This window comes from Sideroxydans sp. (assembly GCF_054604835.1).
In genome coordinates this window covers 185,663-198,633 of sequence record NZ_JBTSFG010000001.1, presented here as the reverse complement: position 1 = coordinate 198,633, position 12,971 = coordinate 185,663, and the positions used below count along the sequence as shown (strand labels likewise).

Sequence of the window (12,971 nt, the reverse complement as noted above, 5' to 3'; positions counted from 1 at the left end):
GCTTACTTCCAGGCCGCCAGATACTCCGCCCAGTGCGCTTCGCTAGACTTTGCCAAGTTGCTGCGCACCAGCTCGATCTCCTGCTCATAGCGCGCCTTGCTGAACTGGCCGCGCATCAGCAGGAAGCGGGCGAACACCAGATAGGTGTTCACCACATCCGTTTCGCAATAGTTGCGTATCTCGGCCAGCTTTCCTTGCTGGTATGCCTCCCACACCTTGCTGCCGTCCATGCCCAGCTTGCCGGGGAAGCCGATCAGTTTGGCCAGATCATCCAGCGGCGCATTGGCGCGACCGCTATACATCGCCAGCAGGTCCATCAGGTCGAGATGGCGCGTGTGATAGCGGCTGATGTAGTTGTTCCATTTGAAATCGCGGTCATCTTCGCCCATGTCCCAGTAGCGCGGGCACTGGATGCCGTGGATCAGGCCGCGATAGTGCAGCACCGGCAGATCGAAACCGCTGCCGTTCCACGACACGATCTGCGGCGTGTATTTCTCGATGCCGTCGAAGAAACGCTGAATAATGCTGCCTTCGTCCTCGCCCGGCTCGCCCAGCGACCACACCTTGAAGTTGTCGCCCTCGCGCAGCACGCAGGAGATCGCCGCCACACGTTGCAGATGATGCGGCAGGAAATCGCTGCCTGTCTTCTGGCGACGCATCTGGAACGCCATCTCGGCGACCTCAACGTCGCTGACTTCGGCATCCAGCTCATACAAGGTACGCAGGCCGGCGATGTCGGGAATGGTTTCAATGTCAAAGACAAGTGTAGGATTCATGGCAAAAATACGAATCTGGGGAGGGCGTGCATGATACCCGAGCCGCCGCCGGCTTCCTATCCGCTCATCTTGACGCCCGGCCCCGGAAGGTAAAGAATCCCCAGCGAATTCCCGCACTTAAACCCAGCGCTTCGGAGGTTGTCATGCAAAGACTCTCATACTTGATGTTCACGCTATTGGTGACGATGCACACGTCACTCGCCCATGCCGCCGCAGGCGAGACATGGGAGATCACTACCAAGTCGGAGATGGCCGGCATGCCGTATGCGATGCCGGAGACAACCATGACAGTCTGCCAACCCAAGAACGGTGAACCAGACCCGAAGCAGATGATGGAGCGGGACGGAAACTGTAAGGTGACCGACGTCAAGCACTCAGGTAGCAAGACCACCTGGAAGATGCGCTGTGACGGTGACGGGCAGAAGATGAGCGGCAGCGGCGAGATCAGCCACAGCAAGAACAGTTATCAGGGCAAAAGCCGCATGAGCGGCACTGCAGACGGCGAGAAGTTCGATATGACTGCCACCTATCGCGGCAAACGCATCGGCAGTTCCTGCGACACCTCCGACCCGGTGGTCGTTGGCGGCAAGGGTATGGAAGACATGAACGAGATGATGGGCATGGCCAAGGCGCAGATGGCGGCAGGCATGGCCGAACAGTGTGAAGTAGGCCGCTACAAAGCCACTGAACTGATGGGCAACCAGTTCTTCGGACCGGACGCGATGTGCGCCAAGAACCGGAAGTATGCGTGCAAAGTCATCAGCAAGGATGCGGCGAAGAAGGCCGACGTCTATCTCGCGCTGGTGAAGCATGACGACACCTCGGACGTCTCCATCGCCGCAGCCTGCAAGATCGACATGAAGTCCCTCACAAAAACCATCTGCAAGAAGGTGGATGGAAACAACTACGAAGATTTCGAGGACGCCTGCCCGAAAGAGTATGAAAAGTTCTCTGAGCTGGAAGGACGCAGTTACACCAGCTCCTCACGCTCGGCAAACATGGTCACCGACAACCCGGTCGGCGGCGCCATCGATGGCGCGAAGAAACTGAAAGGATTGTTCGGCTTCTGACCATGCGCTACCTGATCGGGTTGTGGCTGCTGTGCCACGTCACGTTGGCCGCCGCCCTGCCCGATCTGTTCCCCGATGTGGCGAGCGCCTACCGGGTCGAGATTGACGGCACCCCGACCTGGGAACGCAAGGCACAGACACGCCTCCCGCCTGCCAGCCTGACCAAACTGATGACCGCCCTGCTCGTCGTCGAACAGGGCGATCTGGCACAGCTCACCACCATTTCCCCTGCCGCCGCCCGCGAGACCGGTGCGCGTCTCAAACTCAGGGCTGGCGAAAGCTATCGACTGCAAGACCTGCTGGCGGCCACGCTGATGGCCTCCGCCAACGATGCCTGTCATGCACTGGCCGATGCACTGGCCGGCAGCGAAGTCGAATTCGTGAAGCGCATGAACCGGCGTGCCGCCGAACTCGGTATGCGCGACACGCATTTCGAGAACGCGTGCGGACACGATGCCAAGGGGCACTACTCCAGTGCACATGATCTGGCCTTGCTAGCGAAGGAGATCGTCCGTCACCGCCCCTTGTTGCTGCTGACCTCTCGTATCGACAGCAGCATGCGCAGCACGGACGGAAAGCGCGACATCCGTTTCGAGAACAAGAACGCGCTGGTCGGTCGCTATCGCGGCGCATTCGGACTGAAGACCGGCTATACCGCGCGCGCCGGAAAATGCCTGATCGCCTACGCCAAGCGCGGCGACACCACTGTTCTGCTGGTACTGTTGCACGGCAACGATCGCTGGTGGGACGCAGTCGATATCCTCGATGTCGCCTTTGAACACGCCCACCCGTCGCATTGATTGTGACCTGCGCGCGCTGGGCTGGCTGGCGCTGGCCATCGCACTGGCATATACCAACGCGCTCACCGGCCCTTTCCAGTTCGACGACTACAACGTCATCGCTCACCGTTCAGGTGTACACAGCTGGACAGCCTGGGCAGCAGGTCTAGGCCACGGCATCCGCGCCCTGCTCAAAGCGAGCTATACGCTGGACTGGACGCTGGGCTGGGGTGTCGTTGGCTTCCATCTGACTAATCTGTTGATCCACCTGATTGTTAGCTGGCTGGTCTTCCTGCTCTCCCGCCACTTCATCACACAGCACGCTCGACTACGCGATCTCACGTCGCTGCCTTTGCTCATCGCCATGCTGTTCGCCCTGCATCCTGCCAATACCGAGGCTGTGACTTACATCAGCGGCCGCTCTGCCTCGTTGATGAGTTTGTTCTATCTGGGCGGACTGCTGGCCTATGTGCATGGACGCAGCAAAACCGATCTATCACTGCTGCACCTGCTGACACCGCTCTGTTTCGCGCTCGCGCTACTGAGCAAGGAAACTGCCGTGACCTTTCCAGTCGCACTCTTGCTATGGGAGCTGTGCAAAGGAGAATGTTGGCGTAGCGCCTTCGCCAAACAATGGAGCAGCTGGCTGCTGTTGCTTGTCGCCGCACTGTTCTTCCTGTTCAGCGACAGCTACCAGTCGCAGATGCTGCACAGCGCCAACTTCAACGAACTGGGCGGCAACTTTTCCACACAGCTGGCCGGGGCGGTCTGGTTGTTCAAACAGTGGGCCATGCCCTTGTGGCTCAATATCGATCCCACCTTGCCCGTGTACCGCGAGGTGCTGGATGCCCCGCTCGCCTTGTTCACCGTGTCGCTGCTGCTGGCTGCAAGCTGGCGCTTCCATTTAAATCGCCCGTGGATCACGTTCGCATTGGCTTGGGCACTGCTGCAATGGCTACCGCTCTATCTGTTGCTGCCGCGCCTTGATGTCGCCAACGAACGCCAACTCTATCTGGCTGCCTGGCCGCTCTGCATGGCGGTAGTCATCGAGATCACCCTACTGCTCAAACCCGCACAAGCCAGATACGCCATCACCGCGCTGTTGCTCGTCTGCGCCCTGCTCACCATCCAGCGCAATCAGGACTACCGCAGCGAGATCGCTTTATGGGAAGACACCGTGCAGAGATCCCCCAACAAGGCTCGCGTGCACAACAACCTTGGCCATGCCTATCTGCTGGCCGGGCGCGACGATGAAGCCGGACAGCAATTCAAATCCGCATTGCAGCTCGACCCGCAACAACCCGAAGCGCTCTCCAATCTGCGCAAGCTGGCAAACAAAAAGGCCGGGGCATCGCCCCGGCCTTGATGTGGAGTTGATCTACTGCAGACTTACGCGAAGTTCTTTTCCGCGAATGTCCAATTCACCAGATTGTTGAGGAATGTCTCGACGAATTTGGGACGCATGTTGCGGTAGTCGATGTAGTAAGCGTGCTCCCACACGTCCACGCACAGCAGCGGCTTGTCGGCGGTGGTCAGCGGTGTTCCGGCTGCGCCCATGTTGACGATGTCCACGGAACCGTCGGCCTTCTTCACCAGCCAAGTCCAGCCGGAACCGAAGTTACCCACGGCGGAAGTCTGGAATGCCTTCTTGAATTCGTCCAGCGAACCCCACTTCTTGTTGATCGCGTCGGCCAGTGCGCCGGAAGGTGCGCCGCCGCCATTGGGCTTCATGCAGCTCCAGAAGAAAGTGTGGTTGGAAACCTGCGCTGCGTTGTTGTAGATGCCGCCAGCCGGTGCCTTCTTGACGATGGCTTCCAGATCGAGGTTCTCGTACTCAGTGCCCTTGATCAGGTTGTTCAGATTGGTCACATACGCCTGATGGTGCTTGCTGTAGTGATAGTCGAAAGTCTCGGCGGACATGTGCGGCGCGAGTGCGTCTTTGGCATAGGGAAGAGCTGGCAGTTGGTGTTCCATGAGAGTCTCCTTGTAGTGAATTCGATGAGCGGTGATGGCATCGCCACGGGGCGGAAATATACCATACTTTTATACTTGGGTATTCGGGATGCTTTACAATCCGCCCCATGAACGACACCACCAAACAGACCGGCGCGGCCAAAACCGCGCGCAACCCGATCAAGATCATCCCCCTGCAGGAGCGTCTGCGCAAACCGCAGTGGATACGCGTCAAATCCGGCAGCGGCGCGGGCTATAACGAAGTGAAGCGCATGCTGCGCGAACACAGCCTGCACACCGTGTGCGAGGAAGCCTCCTGCCCCAACATCGGCGAATGCTTCGGCAAAGGCACGGCCAGCTTCATGATCCTCGGCGACATCTGCACCCGCCGTTGCCCGTTCTGCGATGTGGCGCACGGCAAGCCGCTGCCGCCCGATGCGGACGAACCCAAGAACCTCGCTCACTCCATCGGTCTGCTCAAACTGCGCTACGTCGTCATCACCAGTGTGGACCGCGACGACCTGCGCGACGGCGGTGCACAGCATTTCTCCGATTGCCTGCGCGAGATCCGCGCCGCCTCACCGACCACCAAGCTGGAGACACTGGTGCCGGACTTCCGTGGCCGTCTCGAAGTGGCGCTGGACGCCATGGCCAGCGAACTGCCCGACGTGCTCAACCACAATCTGGAGACCGTGCCGCGCCTGTATCCCATGGCGCGCCCCGGTGCCGACTATGCGCACTCGCTCAAGCTGCTCAAGGAATTCAAGGCGCGCTTCCCGCAGGTGATGACCAAATCCGGCCTGATGCTGGGTCTGGGCGAGACCGACGAAGAAGTGCTGCAAGTGATGCGCGACCTGCGTGAGCACGATGTGGAAATGCTGACGCTAGGGCAATACCTGCAGCCCTCGGACGGCCACCTGCCCGTGTTGCGCTACGTCACGCCGGAAGCGTTCAAGATGTTCGAGGAAGAAGCAAAGAAGATGGGCTTCTCGCACGCCGCCTGCGCGCCCATGGTCAGAAGCAGTTATTTCGCCGACATCCAGGCAGAGGAAGCCGGCATCGCCATATAAAAACGGGGGCGCATCCCTGCGCCCCCGCTACGCTCAAAGTGCTGTTCCGACTCAGGCCTGTACGTTGATGACAGAGCCTACGGTCTGCCCCTGGGTGTTCACAGTCGGCTTCGGTGCCTGCGCTTCCTGAGTGGCGGCAGTAACCTTGGCAGCATCATCACGATCTTTCACCGCCTCACGCTCTTCCCGAGGTTGCGGCTGCGGCTGCACTTGAGAAACATAGTTACTGCTTGAATCTACTGGATTAATCGCCATGATGACCTCCTATATTAATATTCCATAGACGGAATTCCGCTCATCTATGGACAACTTATCGGCACGTCTGGCGGATACTTTAGGCCTTTTTTCAAAATCTTTCAAAATTCTCCCTGCACCCCGAACGATATCGGCAATTCGAAGGTGTAGACCGGTTCGCGTGTCGAGTAATCCGCGCTGTAGGTATAGCCCGCGATGTTCTTGCGCCGGTAGACGTTGTTCAGCTCGAAGTAGGCATTCATCTTCCAGCTATCCATCAATATGGTTCGATCCGCACGCAGATCGAGCTTGTGATAGACCGGCAAGGTGCCGGAATTGATCCCGGCATATATGGGCTTAAACCTGCCGTCCGTATACTTTTCCACCTTGGTTCCTATGACTGGCGTATAGGGCAAGCCGGAGTGATAGTTCCATTTCATCCCGAAACTCCAGTCCTCGTTCAGCTTGTATTGGCCGACCAGTGTCGTGTTCACCGGCTGGTCATACTCGAAGCGGAAGGCTTCACCGGTCACGTCATTGCGGCGTTGCGATTTGGCCAGGTTGATCACCCACCATCCGGAGATGCGCTCGGTCTCTTCCTTCTTGAGCAGGAATTCGAGGCCGTAGGCCTTGCCGCTGGCCGCGTTGATGTAATTGAGCGCCGTGTCGCTGACCACCAGATTGCTGAATTTCTTGTAATAGGCCTCGCTCTTCCAGTTCCAGTCCGCATCCAGTCTTTGCGCGATGCCGACCACGCGATGGTCGGCACGGATATGGTCCAGACCGGGATTGCCGAACATGCGCACAATCTGTTGGCCGGTCGGCATCTGGTTGTGTTTACCCCATCCTGCCGTGAGCAGGGTGTCGCGACTCCACTCCCATTCCACACCGATGCGCGGTTCCGTATAGGCGCGATCCAGATAATCCTCTTTCGAATAGCGCACACCGCCGACCAGCGTCAGATCGTCCCGCACACGCTTCCTGTCCTGCACTGACATCGCCAGCAAGCGGCTGGTGAAAGCATCCTGCAATTTTAATCGCGTGCCGGTGGTGAGGTCACAGTTGGCGTCGAACTGCGTGCATGGAGTATTGTTCAGGTCGGCATCCACCGTGACCTTGGTCTGACCCAGTTCCGCCCCCAGCGTCAGCTCATGCCCCGCAGATAGCTCCAACCGAACCTGATCGCGCAACAGCAGACTTTCCTGGGTGAAGTCCAGAGTGCCTGCCTGTGCGATGCGGTTGCTGGCATTGCGCGTCCGGTGCTGCAAGGTCAGGGTATTGAGTGTCGTATCAGACACCACGCTGTCCAGTATCACGGCCTGCGATGCCCCCGAATCGGACAAAGACAGATCCCCTGCCAGAACAGGTTCGCGGATCGCCGCATTGGAGGTCGGAGAGAAATTCAACGCGAGCTGGTCACCTGCACCGTGCAGATGGAAGCTGAGCTTGTGCGCATCGTTCAGGTTCCACAGATACTTGCCCTGATAGTCCCAGTAACGCGGGATCTGGATGGTCACGCCCTTGTCTTCTATCTGTTTGATGAACAGGTCGATATAGCTGCGGCGCGCTGCGAAATAGAACGACTGGTCTTCGTTGCGCGGCCCTTCCACCAGAAAGTCCGCGCCCATCAAACTGACGTTGACCTTGCCGCCTATCCTGTCGGTACGCGGCTTGCGCAGGGCGACATCGATCACCGCACCGGTCACATCACCATAGTGCGGGCTGAACGCCGCGCTGTGCAGGTTGAAATCCTCGATCAGGTCGGCGTTGAACACGCTGAGGCTGCCGTAATGGAACAACTTGCCGATCACCAGACCGTCCACGTAATACACGTTATCGCCGGGCCCGGAACCGCGCACTGCCGGTGCGCTGCTGCCGTTCACGGCCACGACGCCGGGCAAAGCCTGCAGACCCGCCAGCGGATCACCGCCCGAACCGGCGATGCTGCTCAAGGTCTTGCCGCTGATGACACTCTTGCTCACCCGGTCCGGCGAACGCGGCGCCGTCACCACCATCTCGCGCAAGGTCTCCGGCAAGCGCAGATAGATGATCTGCGGCATCACCTCTACGCCCGCTTCAAGACGTAGTTGCCGGACGGCGCTGACACCCATGTAGCGGGCGACCAGTTCGACGTCCCCTGCTGAATCCAGCTCTAAGCGGAACGCGCCAGCGTCATCCGACCTGGCAGCGGGATCGGGTTGACCAGACACGGCAAGCACCACCCCCGGCAATGGCCTGCCCGTGCCTTTTTCCAGCACCGTCCCGCTCAGTGTCCAGCCCGCAGCCTGCGCCGGTACGATCAGCACCAGCCACGCCATCACACATACCAGCCATCGCATCGCTTCAACCCCGGACGTTCTATCAACCTGCATTCTATCCAAGTGGCACTACCGCCACACAGCCATTACAGCATCAGCCGCATTGCGGTGAATATGCCCTGCCCTGATAATCGGCGTTATCGACACCACCATACGAACACACAGCGATGGAAAAAGAACGCAGGGATTTTGAATCGGTCGCCGCCCGCTGGGACAGCAATCCCGGCCGGGTCAGGATCGCCAACGAGGTCGCCACCGCCATCCGGCGCAGCGTTGCCCTGTCGCCGCACATGGCCGTGCTCGACTACGGCTGCGGCACCGGCCTGTTGTCCCTGCAGTTGCTGCCGCAAGTCGGTTCGCTATGCGGCGCGGACAGCTCGCCCGCGATGCTGGAAGTGATGGCCGGCAAGATCGCGGCACAAGGCATCTCCAACGCCCGCACCCAGTTCGTCGATTTCGAGCACGGCGCACATGCGAGCGGCAGCTACGACCTGATCGTGAGCAGCATGGTGACGCATCATGTGCCGGACACCGCCGCGCTGTTCGCCGAATGGTTCCGCTTGCTGAATCCCGGCGGACAGGTCGCTTTTGCCGACCTCGACAGCGAGGACGGCGCTTTCCACGGCGACAACACCGGCGTGTTCCATTTGGGATTTGATCGCGCGCACCTAGGCGAGCTGTTGCAGAAGGCCGGCTTCATCGAGGTGCGCGACAGCACCGCGACTTCGGTGAGCAAGGAAGTCGAAGGACAACAACGCGAATTCCCCATCTTCCTCATCGTTGCCCGCAAGGCGTCATGAACAAGGCAAAAGCGATCAGCGCAAGGCTACATGCCCTCGCATCCCCCGACACTGCGAGCATTCTGCAGCGCTTCTTCAAGACTGGGCCGGGACAGTATGGAGAAGGGGATTTGTTCCTCGGCATCAAGATACCGCCCTTGCGCGCACTGGCTAAACAGCATCGTGATGCAGACCTCGCCACCATCGCAGCATTGCTGAGTTCGAAATATCACGAGGAACGCTTGTTCGCCTTGTTGCTATTGATGCAGTTCTACGCAACGGCGGATGAGGCCGGCAAGCAAACCGCCTTCGACCTCTATCTCGGTAGCACACGGCACATCAACAACTGGGACCTGGTGGATATCTCGGCACCGCACATCGTCGGCAAGCATCTGGAAGACCGTCCGCGCAAGGTGCTGCAGCGTATGGCCAAGTCGGAATCGCTGTGGGAACGGCGCATCGCCATGGTCGCCACCCTGCATTTCATACGCGGGAAAGACTTCACAGACACGCTGCACATAGCCGGGATGCTGCTGGATGACCGACATGATCTGATGCACAAGGCCGTGGGCTGGATGCTGCGCGAAGTGGGGAAACGCGACCAAAAGATCCTCGAAACATTCCTGCAGCGCCATTACCCGCGACTGCCCCGTACGTCCCTGCGCTATGCGATCGAACGCTTCGATCCAGCGCTTCGCGAACAATATCTAAAAAGAACGTTCTCTATTGCTTGATTCCAACCTACTGTTTCTATAAAGTTCGCCAATCTTAAACGCCCGCAAGCCAGCATGTCACGGTTCAGCGTCCTTCAGTTCAATATGCAATTCGGCCAGGTCTGGGATGACGCCTATCCGGATCACGCCCCGATTGACCTTGAACAGACCATTGCCGAGATCAAGCGTCAGAATGCGGACATCGTGCTACTGCAGGAAGTGGAGCACGCCGAGCCCGGCGGCCAGCAGATCGACCCGCCGCCCAACTACACGCGACTGAAAGCGGCGCTCTCAGATTACGACAGTTACTTCAGCTACCCCAAGCCGGACGTACGCGAACTGCCTTTCGGCATCGGCCTCGCCATCTTCTCGCGTAGCAAATTGTTCGACACAACCAGACTCGACCTGCCCTCGCCGCCTATCGAATTCAACTTCAACGGCGAAACCAAAACGCCGACCGACCGCCTGCTGATCGGCGCCAAAACCAAGATCGGCGGCAAGACCGTACAACTGTTCAACACCCACCTGCTGGCGTTCTTCATGCTCAAGTCCTCCAGCACAAATCATCCCGAGCAACGCCAGATAGTAGTCGATCAGTTGCGGCAATCCGATCTGCCGGCGCTGCTGGGCGGGGATTTCAACGTCAGCGGCCATGAGACGCTGGTGGCGCAATTCGAGGAAGCGGGATTCTCTACTGCCCAGATCAGTGAGATCACCTGGCGGCGCATGCCGCTGGTGCTGGACCATGTCTTCTTCAATGAGCAGCTGCGTTGCGTGAACCAGCAAGTCATCCCGACACCGAGTTCCGATCACCACCTGTTGCGGGTGGAGCTTGAACTGAAAGACTGATTCAGGCGTCCTTCAGTCGTTGACCTTGCCGCGCAGAGCCTTAACCCTGCCGCGCAACACCTTACCTTCCACACGTTTCTTCTTGGCCGACCGCGACGGCTTGGTCGCGATACGCGGCTTGGGCCGCTCGGCCGCCGATTGCAGCAAAGCCTTGAGTCGACGCAGTGCCTCGTTGCGGTTCTGTTCCTGATTGCGGAATTCCTGCGCCTTGATGACGACCACGCCGTCCTTGGTGATGCGCTGATCGTTGACCTGCAGCAAACGCTCTTTCATCTCCTGCGGCAATGAAGAGGCACGGATATCGAAACGCAGATGCATTGCGCTCGATACCTTGTTCACATTCTGTCCGCCCGCGCCCTGCGCGCGCACGGCAGTCAATTCGATCTCGCACTCCGGAATGATGACGTTGTGCGAGATATACAGCATGACTCAGGCAACCACTCGTATTCGCACGCCGGTCAGCGCCACCACTTGCCCTGCACGGATCTTGGCGGTTTTGCGCGATTCCACCTGACCATCGACGGAAACGGCCCCGTCTGCCACCAATGCTTTGGCCGCACCGCCGCTGTCGCTCACGCCGGTCAGCTTGAGTAGATCGTTCAGCGCGATGAATTCGCCGCGCAGTTGGAAGTCAATTTGTTCCATCAAAGTTTCACCGCATGCTCGCGCGTCGTATGGAAGACAACCTTGGGCCAGCGTTCCTGGGTGAGTTTGAGGTTTACGTTGTTCGGCGCAAGGTAGGCCAGATTGCCCGCCGCATCGATGGCGAGATTGTGCGACAGCGCTTTCTGGAAATCGGCAAAAATCTTTGCGTCGTCGCAGGTCACCCAGCGTGCGGTACTGACGCTGGCGCCTTCGAACATCGCATCCACGCCGTATTCACCATGCAAACGACTGGCCACCACATCGAACTGCAGCACACCGACCGCGCCGAGGATCAGGTCGCCGCCGTCCACCGGCTTGAACACCTGCACTGCGCCCTCTTCGCCGAGCTGCTGCAAGCCCTTGTGCAGCTGCTTGATCTTGATCGGGTTGCGGATGCGCACCGACTGGAAATGGTCCGGCGCGAAATACGGGATGCCGGTGAACTGCAGCAGCTCGCCTTCTGAGAAACTATCGCCGATCTGCATGTTGCCGTGGTTGGGTAGGCCGATGATGTCGCCTGCGTAGGCTTCTTCCACCTGCTCTCGACTGGATGCCATGAAGGTCACCACGCTGGACACCTTGATCTCGCGGTTCAGACGCAGGTGTTTGATCTTCATACCGCGTTCGAAATGGCCGGAGCACACGCGCAAGAAGGCGATGCGGTCGCGGTGGTTGGCATCCATGTTGGCCTGGATCTTGAACACGAAACCGGAGAATTTCGGCTCGATAGGGTTCACGTTACGTACCGAGGCATCGCGCTCGCGCGGCGCCGGGGCCCATTCCAGCAGGGCGTTCAAAATCTCGCGTACGCCGAAGTTGTTGATGGCGGAACCGAAGAACACCGGTGTCTGCTTGCCGTCAAGGAAGCGTTGCAAATCGAAGGGATGTGAAGCACCGTGCACCAGTTCCACTTCCATCTTCAGCTGCTCGATCTCCATCGGGAAGCGTTCGGCCAGTATCGGATTGTCGATGCCCTTGATGACTTCCACCTCGCCGTCGGCGCGCTCCTCGCCCGGCGTGAACAGCAGGATCTCATCCTTCATCAGGTGATACACCCCACGGAAGGTCTTGCCCATGCCCAACGGCCAGGTCACCGGCGCGCACTGGATCTTCAACACCGACTCGACCTCGTCCAGCAGCTCCAGCGGATCGCGCACCTCGCGGTCCATCTTGTTCATGAAAGTGACGATGGGCGTGTCGCGCATGCGGCACACATCCAGCAGTTTGATGGTCTGTGTCTCCACGCCCTTGGCTGCGTCGATCACCATCAAAGCCGAGTCGACGGCAGTGAGCACACGGTATGTGTCTTCGGAGAAATCCTGGTGGCCCGGCGTGTCCAGCAGGTTCACCACATGGTCGCGATACTCGAACTGCATCACCGAAGAGGCGACCGAGATGCCGCGCTGTTTCTCGATCTCAAGGAAGTCCGAGGTGGCATGGCGCCCGCTCTTGCGCGCCTTCACCGCGCCGGCCAACTGGATCGCGCCTGAGAACATCAGCAGCTTCTCGGTCAGCGTGGTCTTACCCGCATCCGGGTGGGAGATGATGCCGAAGGTGCGGCGGCGAGAAACTTCGCGCGTGATCGGATCGCGCGATGCAGCAGCGGATTCTTTCGAAGTGGGTTGGAGTTCTGCGGACATGATGCTGACCTGTAAAAAAGGCCGCAAGTCTAAAGGCTTAGTGCTGCAATGTCTAACCAGAAAGCGCTTTATACCTTGCCTGCCCATCGCCATGTCCGAGCTATGCACGCAGCCTGCCGTAGTAGAATCGCACCTGAAAAACACG

The 12,971-nt window shown here is 59.1% G+C and carries 14 protein-coding genes; 7 read left to right on the top strand and 7 right to left on the bottom strand.

The genetic code is table 11. The annotated features are described in order from the left end of the window. Positions 1-2 precede the first annotated feature (2 nt). Entirely contained in the window at positions 3-776 is a 774-nt protein-coding gene (locus ACYCZ5_RS00985; RefSeq protein WP_461542892.1) for a 3'-5' exonuclease, read from the bottom strand. A 143-nt stretch (positions 777-919) separates the two neighbouring features. Here ACYCZ5_RS00985 and ACYCZ5_RS00980 point away from each other — a divergent pair, with 143 nt between their 5' ends. From ACYCZ5_RS00980 to ACYCZ5_RS00970, 3 genes are read left to right on the top strand one after another with little or no spacing between them, the layout of a single operon-like run. Continuing rightward, complete coding sequence (locus ACYCZ5_RS00980) at positions 920-1,846, top strand: DUF3617 domain-containing protein (RefSeq protein WP_461542891.1); 927 nt, start codon at positions 920-922, stop codon at positions 1,844-1,846. A gap of 2 nt (positions 1,847-1,848) precedes the next feature. After that, positions 1,849-2,646: a D-alanyl-D-alanine carboxypeptidase family protein gene (locus ACYCZ5_RS00975; RefSeq protein ID WP_461542890.1), complete on the top strand. Its 798-nt coding sequence runs from the start codon at positions 1,849-1,851 to the stop codon at positions 2,644-2,646. Next, positions 2,612-3,991, top strand: coding sequence for a hypothetical protein (locus tag ACYCZ5_RS00970; protein WP_461542889.1), 1,380 nt, complete (start codon positions 2,612-2,614; stop codon positions 3,989-3,991). Before ACYCZ5_RS00975 ends, ACYCZ5_RS00970 begins: the two co-directional genes overlap by 35 nt. Positions 3,992-4,014: 23 nt before the next feature. Here the strand turns inward: ACYCZ5_RS00970 and ACYCZ5_RS00965 are convergent, their stop codons facing one another. Then, a complete protein-coding gene (locus tag ACYCZ5_RS00965; protein ID WP_461542888.1) occupies positions 4,015-4,599 on the bottom strand; it encodes a superoxide dismutase in 585 nt (194 codons plus the stop codon). A 107-nt stretch (positions 4,600-4,706) separates the two neighbouring features. Here ACYCZ5_RS00965 and lipA point away from each other — a divergent pair, with 107 nt between their 5' ends. Beyond that, positions 4,707-5,648, top strand: a complete 942-nt coding sequence (gene lipA, locus ACYCZ5_RS00960; protein WP_461542887.1) for a lipoyl synthase — start codon at positions 4,707-4,709, stop codon at positions 5,646-5,648. 51 nt (positions 5,649-5,699) lie between these two features. On the opposite strand, the gene ACYCZ5_RS00955 is transcribed toward lipA, so the two are convergent. Together ACYCZ5_RS00955 and ACYCZ5_RS00950 are read right to left on the bottom strand one after the other, a co-directional pair. Next, positions 5,700-5,903: a hypothetical protein gene (locus tag ACYCZ5_RS00955; RefSeq protein ID WP_461542886.1), complete on the bottom strand. Its 204-nt coding sequence runs from the start codon at positions 5,901-5,903 to the stop codon at positions 5,700-5,702. A 101-nt stretch (positions 5,904-6,004) separates the two neighbouring features. Then, entirely contained in the window at positions 6,005-8,221 is a 2,217-nt protein-coding gene (locus ACYCZ5_RS00950) for a TonB-dependent receptor (protein ID WP_461542885.1), read from the bottom strand. 146 nt (positions 8,222-8,367) lie between these two features. On the opposite strand from ACYCZ5_RS00950, the gene ACYCZ5_RS00945 reads away from it, so the two are divergent. Genes ACYCZ5_RS00945 through ACYCZ5_RS00935 form a run of 3 tightly spaced genes read left to right on the top strand, consistent with a single transcriptional unit; the run spans position 8,368 to position 10,541 of the window. Then, positions 8,368-9,000: a class I SAM-dependent methyltransferase gene (locus ACYCZ5_RS00945; protein ID WP_461542884.1), complete on the top strand. Its 633-nt coding sequence runs from the start codon at positions 8,368-8,370 to the stop codon at positions 8,998-9,000. Beyond that, positions 8,997-9,713: a DNA alkylation repair protein gene (locus tag ACYCZ5_RS00940; protein ID WP_461542883.1), complete on the top strand. Its 717-nt coding sequence runs from the start codon at positions 8,997-8,999 to the stop codon at positions 9,711-9,713. Before ACYCZ5_RS00945 ends, ACYCZ5_RS00940 begins: the two co-directional genes overlap by 4 nt. Positions 9,714-9,767: 54 nt before the next feature. Further along, complete coding sequence (locus ACYCZ5_RS00935; RefSeq protein ID WP_461542882.1) at positions 9,768-10,541, top strand: endonuclease/exonuclease/phosphatase family protein; 774 nt, start codon at positions 9,768-9,770, stop codon at positions 10,539-10,541. 12 nt (positions 10,542-10,553) lie between these two features. Here ACYCZ5_RS00935 and arfB read toward each other — a convergent pair whose 3' ends face one another. From arfB to ACYCZ5_RS00920, 3 genes are read right to left on the bottom strand one after another with little or no spacing between them, the layout of a single operon-like run. Continuing rightward, a complete protein-coding gene (gene arfB, locus ACYCZ5_RS00930; RefSeq protein ID WP_461542881.1) occupies positions 10,554-10,967 on the bottom strand; it encodes an alternative ribosome rescue aminoacyl-tRNA hydrolase ArfB in 414 nt (137 codons plus the stop codon). A gap of 3 nt (positions 10,968-10,970) precedes the next feature. Beyond that, on the bottom strand, positions 10,971-11,186 hold the full coding sequence (locus ACYCZ5_RS00925; protein WP_461542880.1) for an RNA-binding S4 domain-containing protein: 216 nt from the start codon (positions 11,184-11,186) through the stop codon (positions 10,971-10,973). Beyond that, on the bottom strand, positions 11,186-12,826 hold the full coding sequence (locus tag ACYCZ5_RS00920) for a peptide chain release factor 3 (RefSeq protein ID WP_461542879.1): 1,641 nt from the start codon (positions 12,824-12,826) through the stop codon (positions 11,186-11,188). The genes ACYCZ5_RS00925 and ACYCZ5_RS00920 overlap by 1 nt, the downstream gene beginning before the upstream one ends. Between the last annotated feature and the right edge of the window lie 145 nt (positions 12,827-12,971).

What these genes read in the sequence shown, in the direction of transcription:
- ACYCZ5_RS00985 (WP_461542892.1), bottom strand. Translation starts at nt 776, where the DNA reads ATGAATCCTACACTTGTCTTTGACATTGAAACCATTCCCGACATCGCC.
- ACYCZ5_RS00980 (WP_461542891.1), top strand. Translation starts at nt 920, where the DNA reads ATGCAAAGACTCTCATACTTGATGTTCACGCTATTGGTGACGATGCAC.
- ACYCZ5_RS00975 (WP_461542890.1), top strand. Translation starts at nt 1,849, where the DNA reads ATGCGCTACCTGATCGGGTTGTGGCTGCTGTGCCACGTCACGTTGGCC.
- ACYCZ5_RS00970 (WP_461542889.1), top strand. Translation starts at nt 2,612, where the DNA reads ATGTCGCCTTTGAACACGCCCACCCGTCGCATTGATTGTGACCTGCGC.
- ACYCZ5_RS00965 (WP_461542888.1), bottom strand. Translation starts at nt 4,599, where the DNA reads ATGGAACACCAACTGCCAGCTCTTCCCTATGCCAAAGACGCACTCGCG.
- lipA (WP_461542887.1), top strand. Translation starts at nt 4,707, where the DNA reads ATGAACGACACCACCAAACAGACCGGCGCGGCCAAAACCGCGCGCAAC.
- ACYCZ5_RS00955 (WP_461542886.1), bottom strand. Translation starts at nt 5,903, where the DNA reads ATGGCGATTAATCCAGTAGATTCAAGCAGTAACTATGTTTCTCAAGTG.
- ACYCZ5_RS00950 (WP_461542885.1), bottom strand. Translation starts at nt 8,221, where the DNA reads ATGCGATGGCTGGTATGTGTGATGGCGTGGCTGGTGCTGATCGTACCG.
- ACYCZ5_RS00945 (WP_461542884.1), top strand. Translation starts at nt 8,368, where the DNA reads ATGGAAAAAGAACGCAGGGATTTTGAATCGGTCGCCGCCCGCTGGGAC.
- ACYCZ5_RS00940 (WP_461542883.1), top strand. Translation starts at nt 8,997, where the DNA reads ATGAACAAGGCAAAAGCGATCAGCGCAAGGCTACATGCCCTCGCATCC.
- ACYCZ5_RS00935 (WP_461542882.1), top strand. Translation starts at nt 9,768, where the DNA reads ATGTCACGGTTCAGCGTCCTTCAGTTCAATATGCAATTCGGCCAGGTC.
- arfB (WP_461542881.1), bottom strand. Translation starts at nt 10,967, where the DNA reads ATGCTGTATATCTCGCACAACGTCATCATTCCGGAGTGCGAGATCGAA.
- ACYCZ5_RS00925 (WP_461542880.1), bottom strand. Translation starts at nt 11,186, where the DNA reads ATGGAACAAATTGACTTCCAACTGCGCGGCGAATTCATCGCGCTGAAC.
- ACYCZ5_RS00920 (WP_461542879.1), bottom strand. Translation starts at nt 12,826, where the DNA reads ATGTCCGCAGAACTCCAACCCACTTCGAAAGAATCCGCTGCTGCATCG.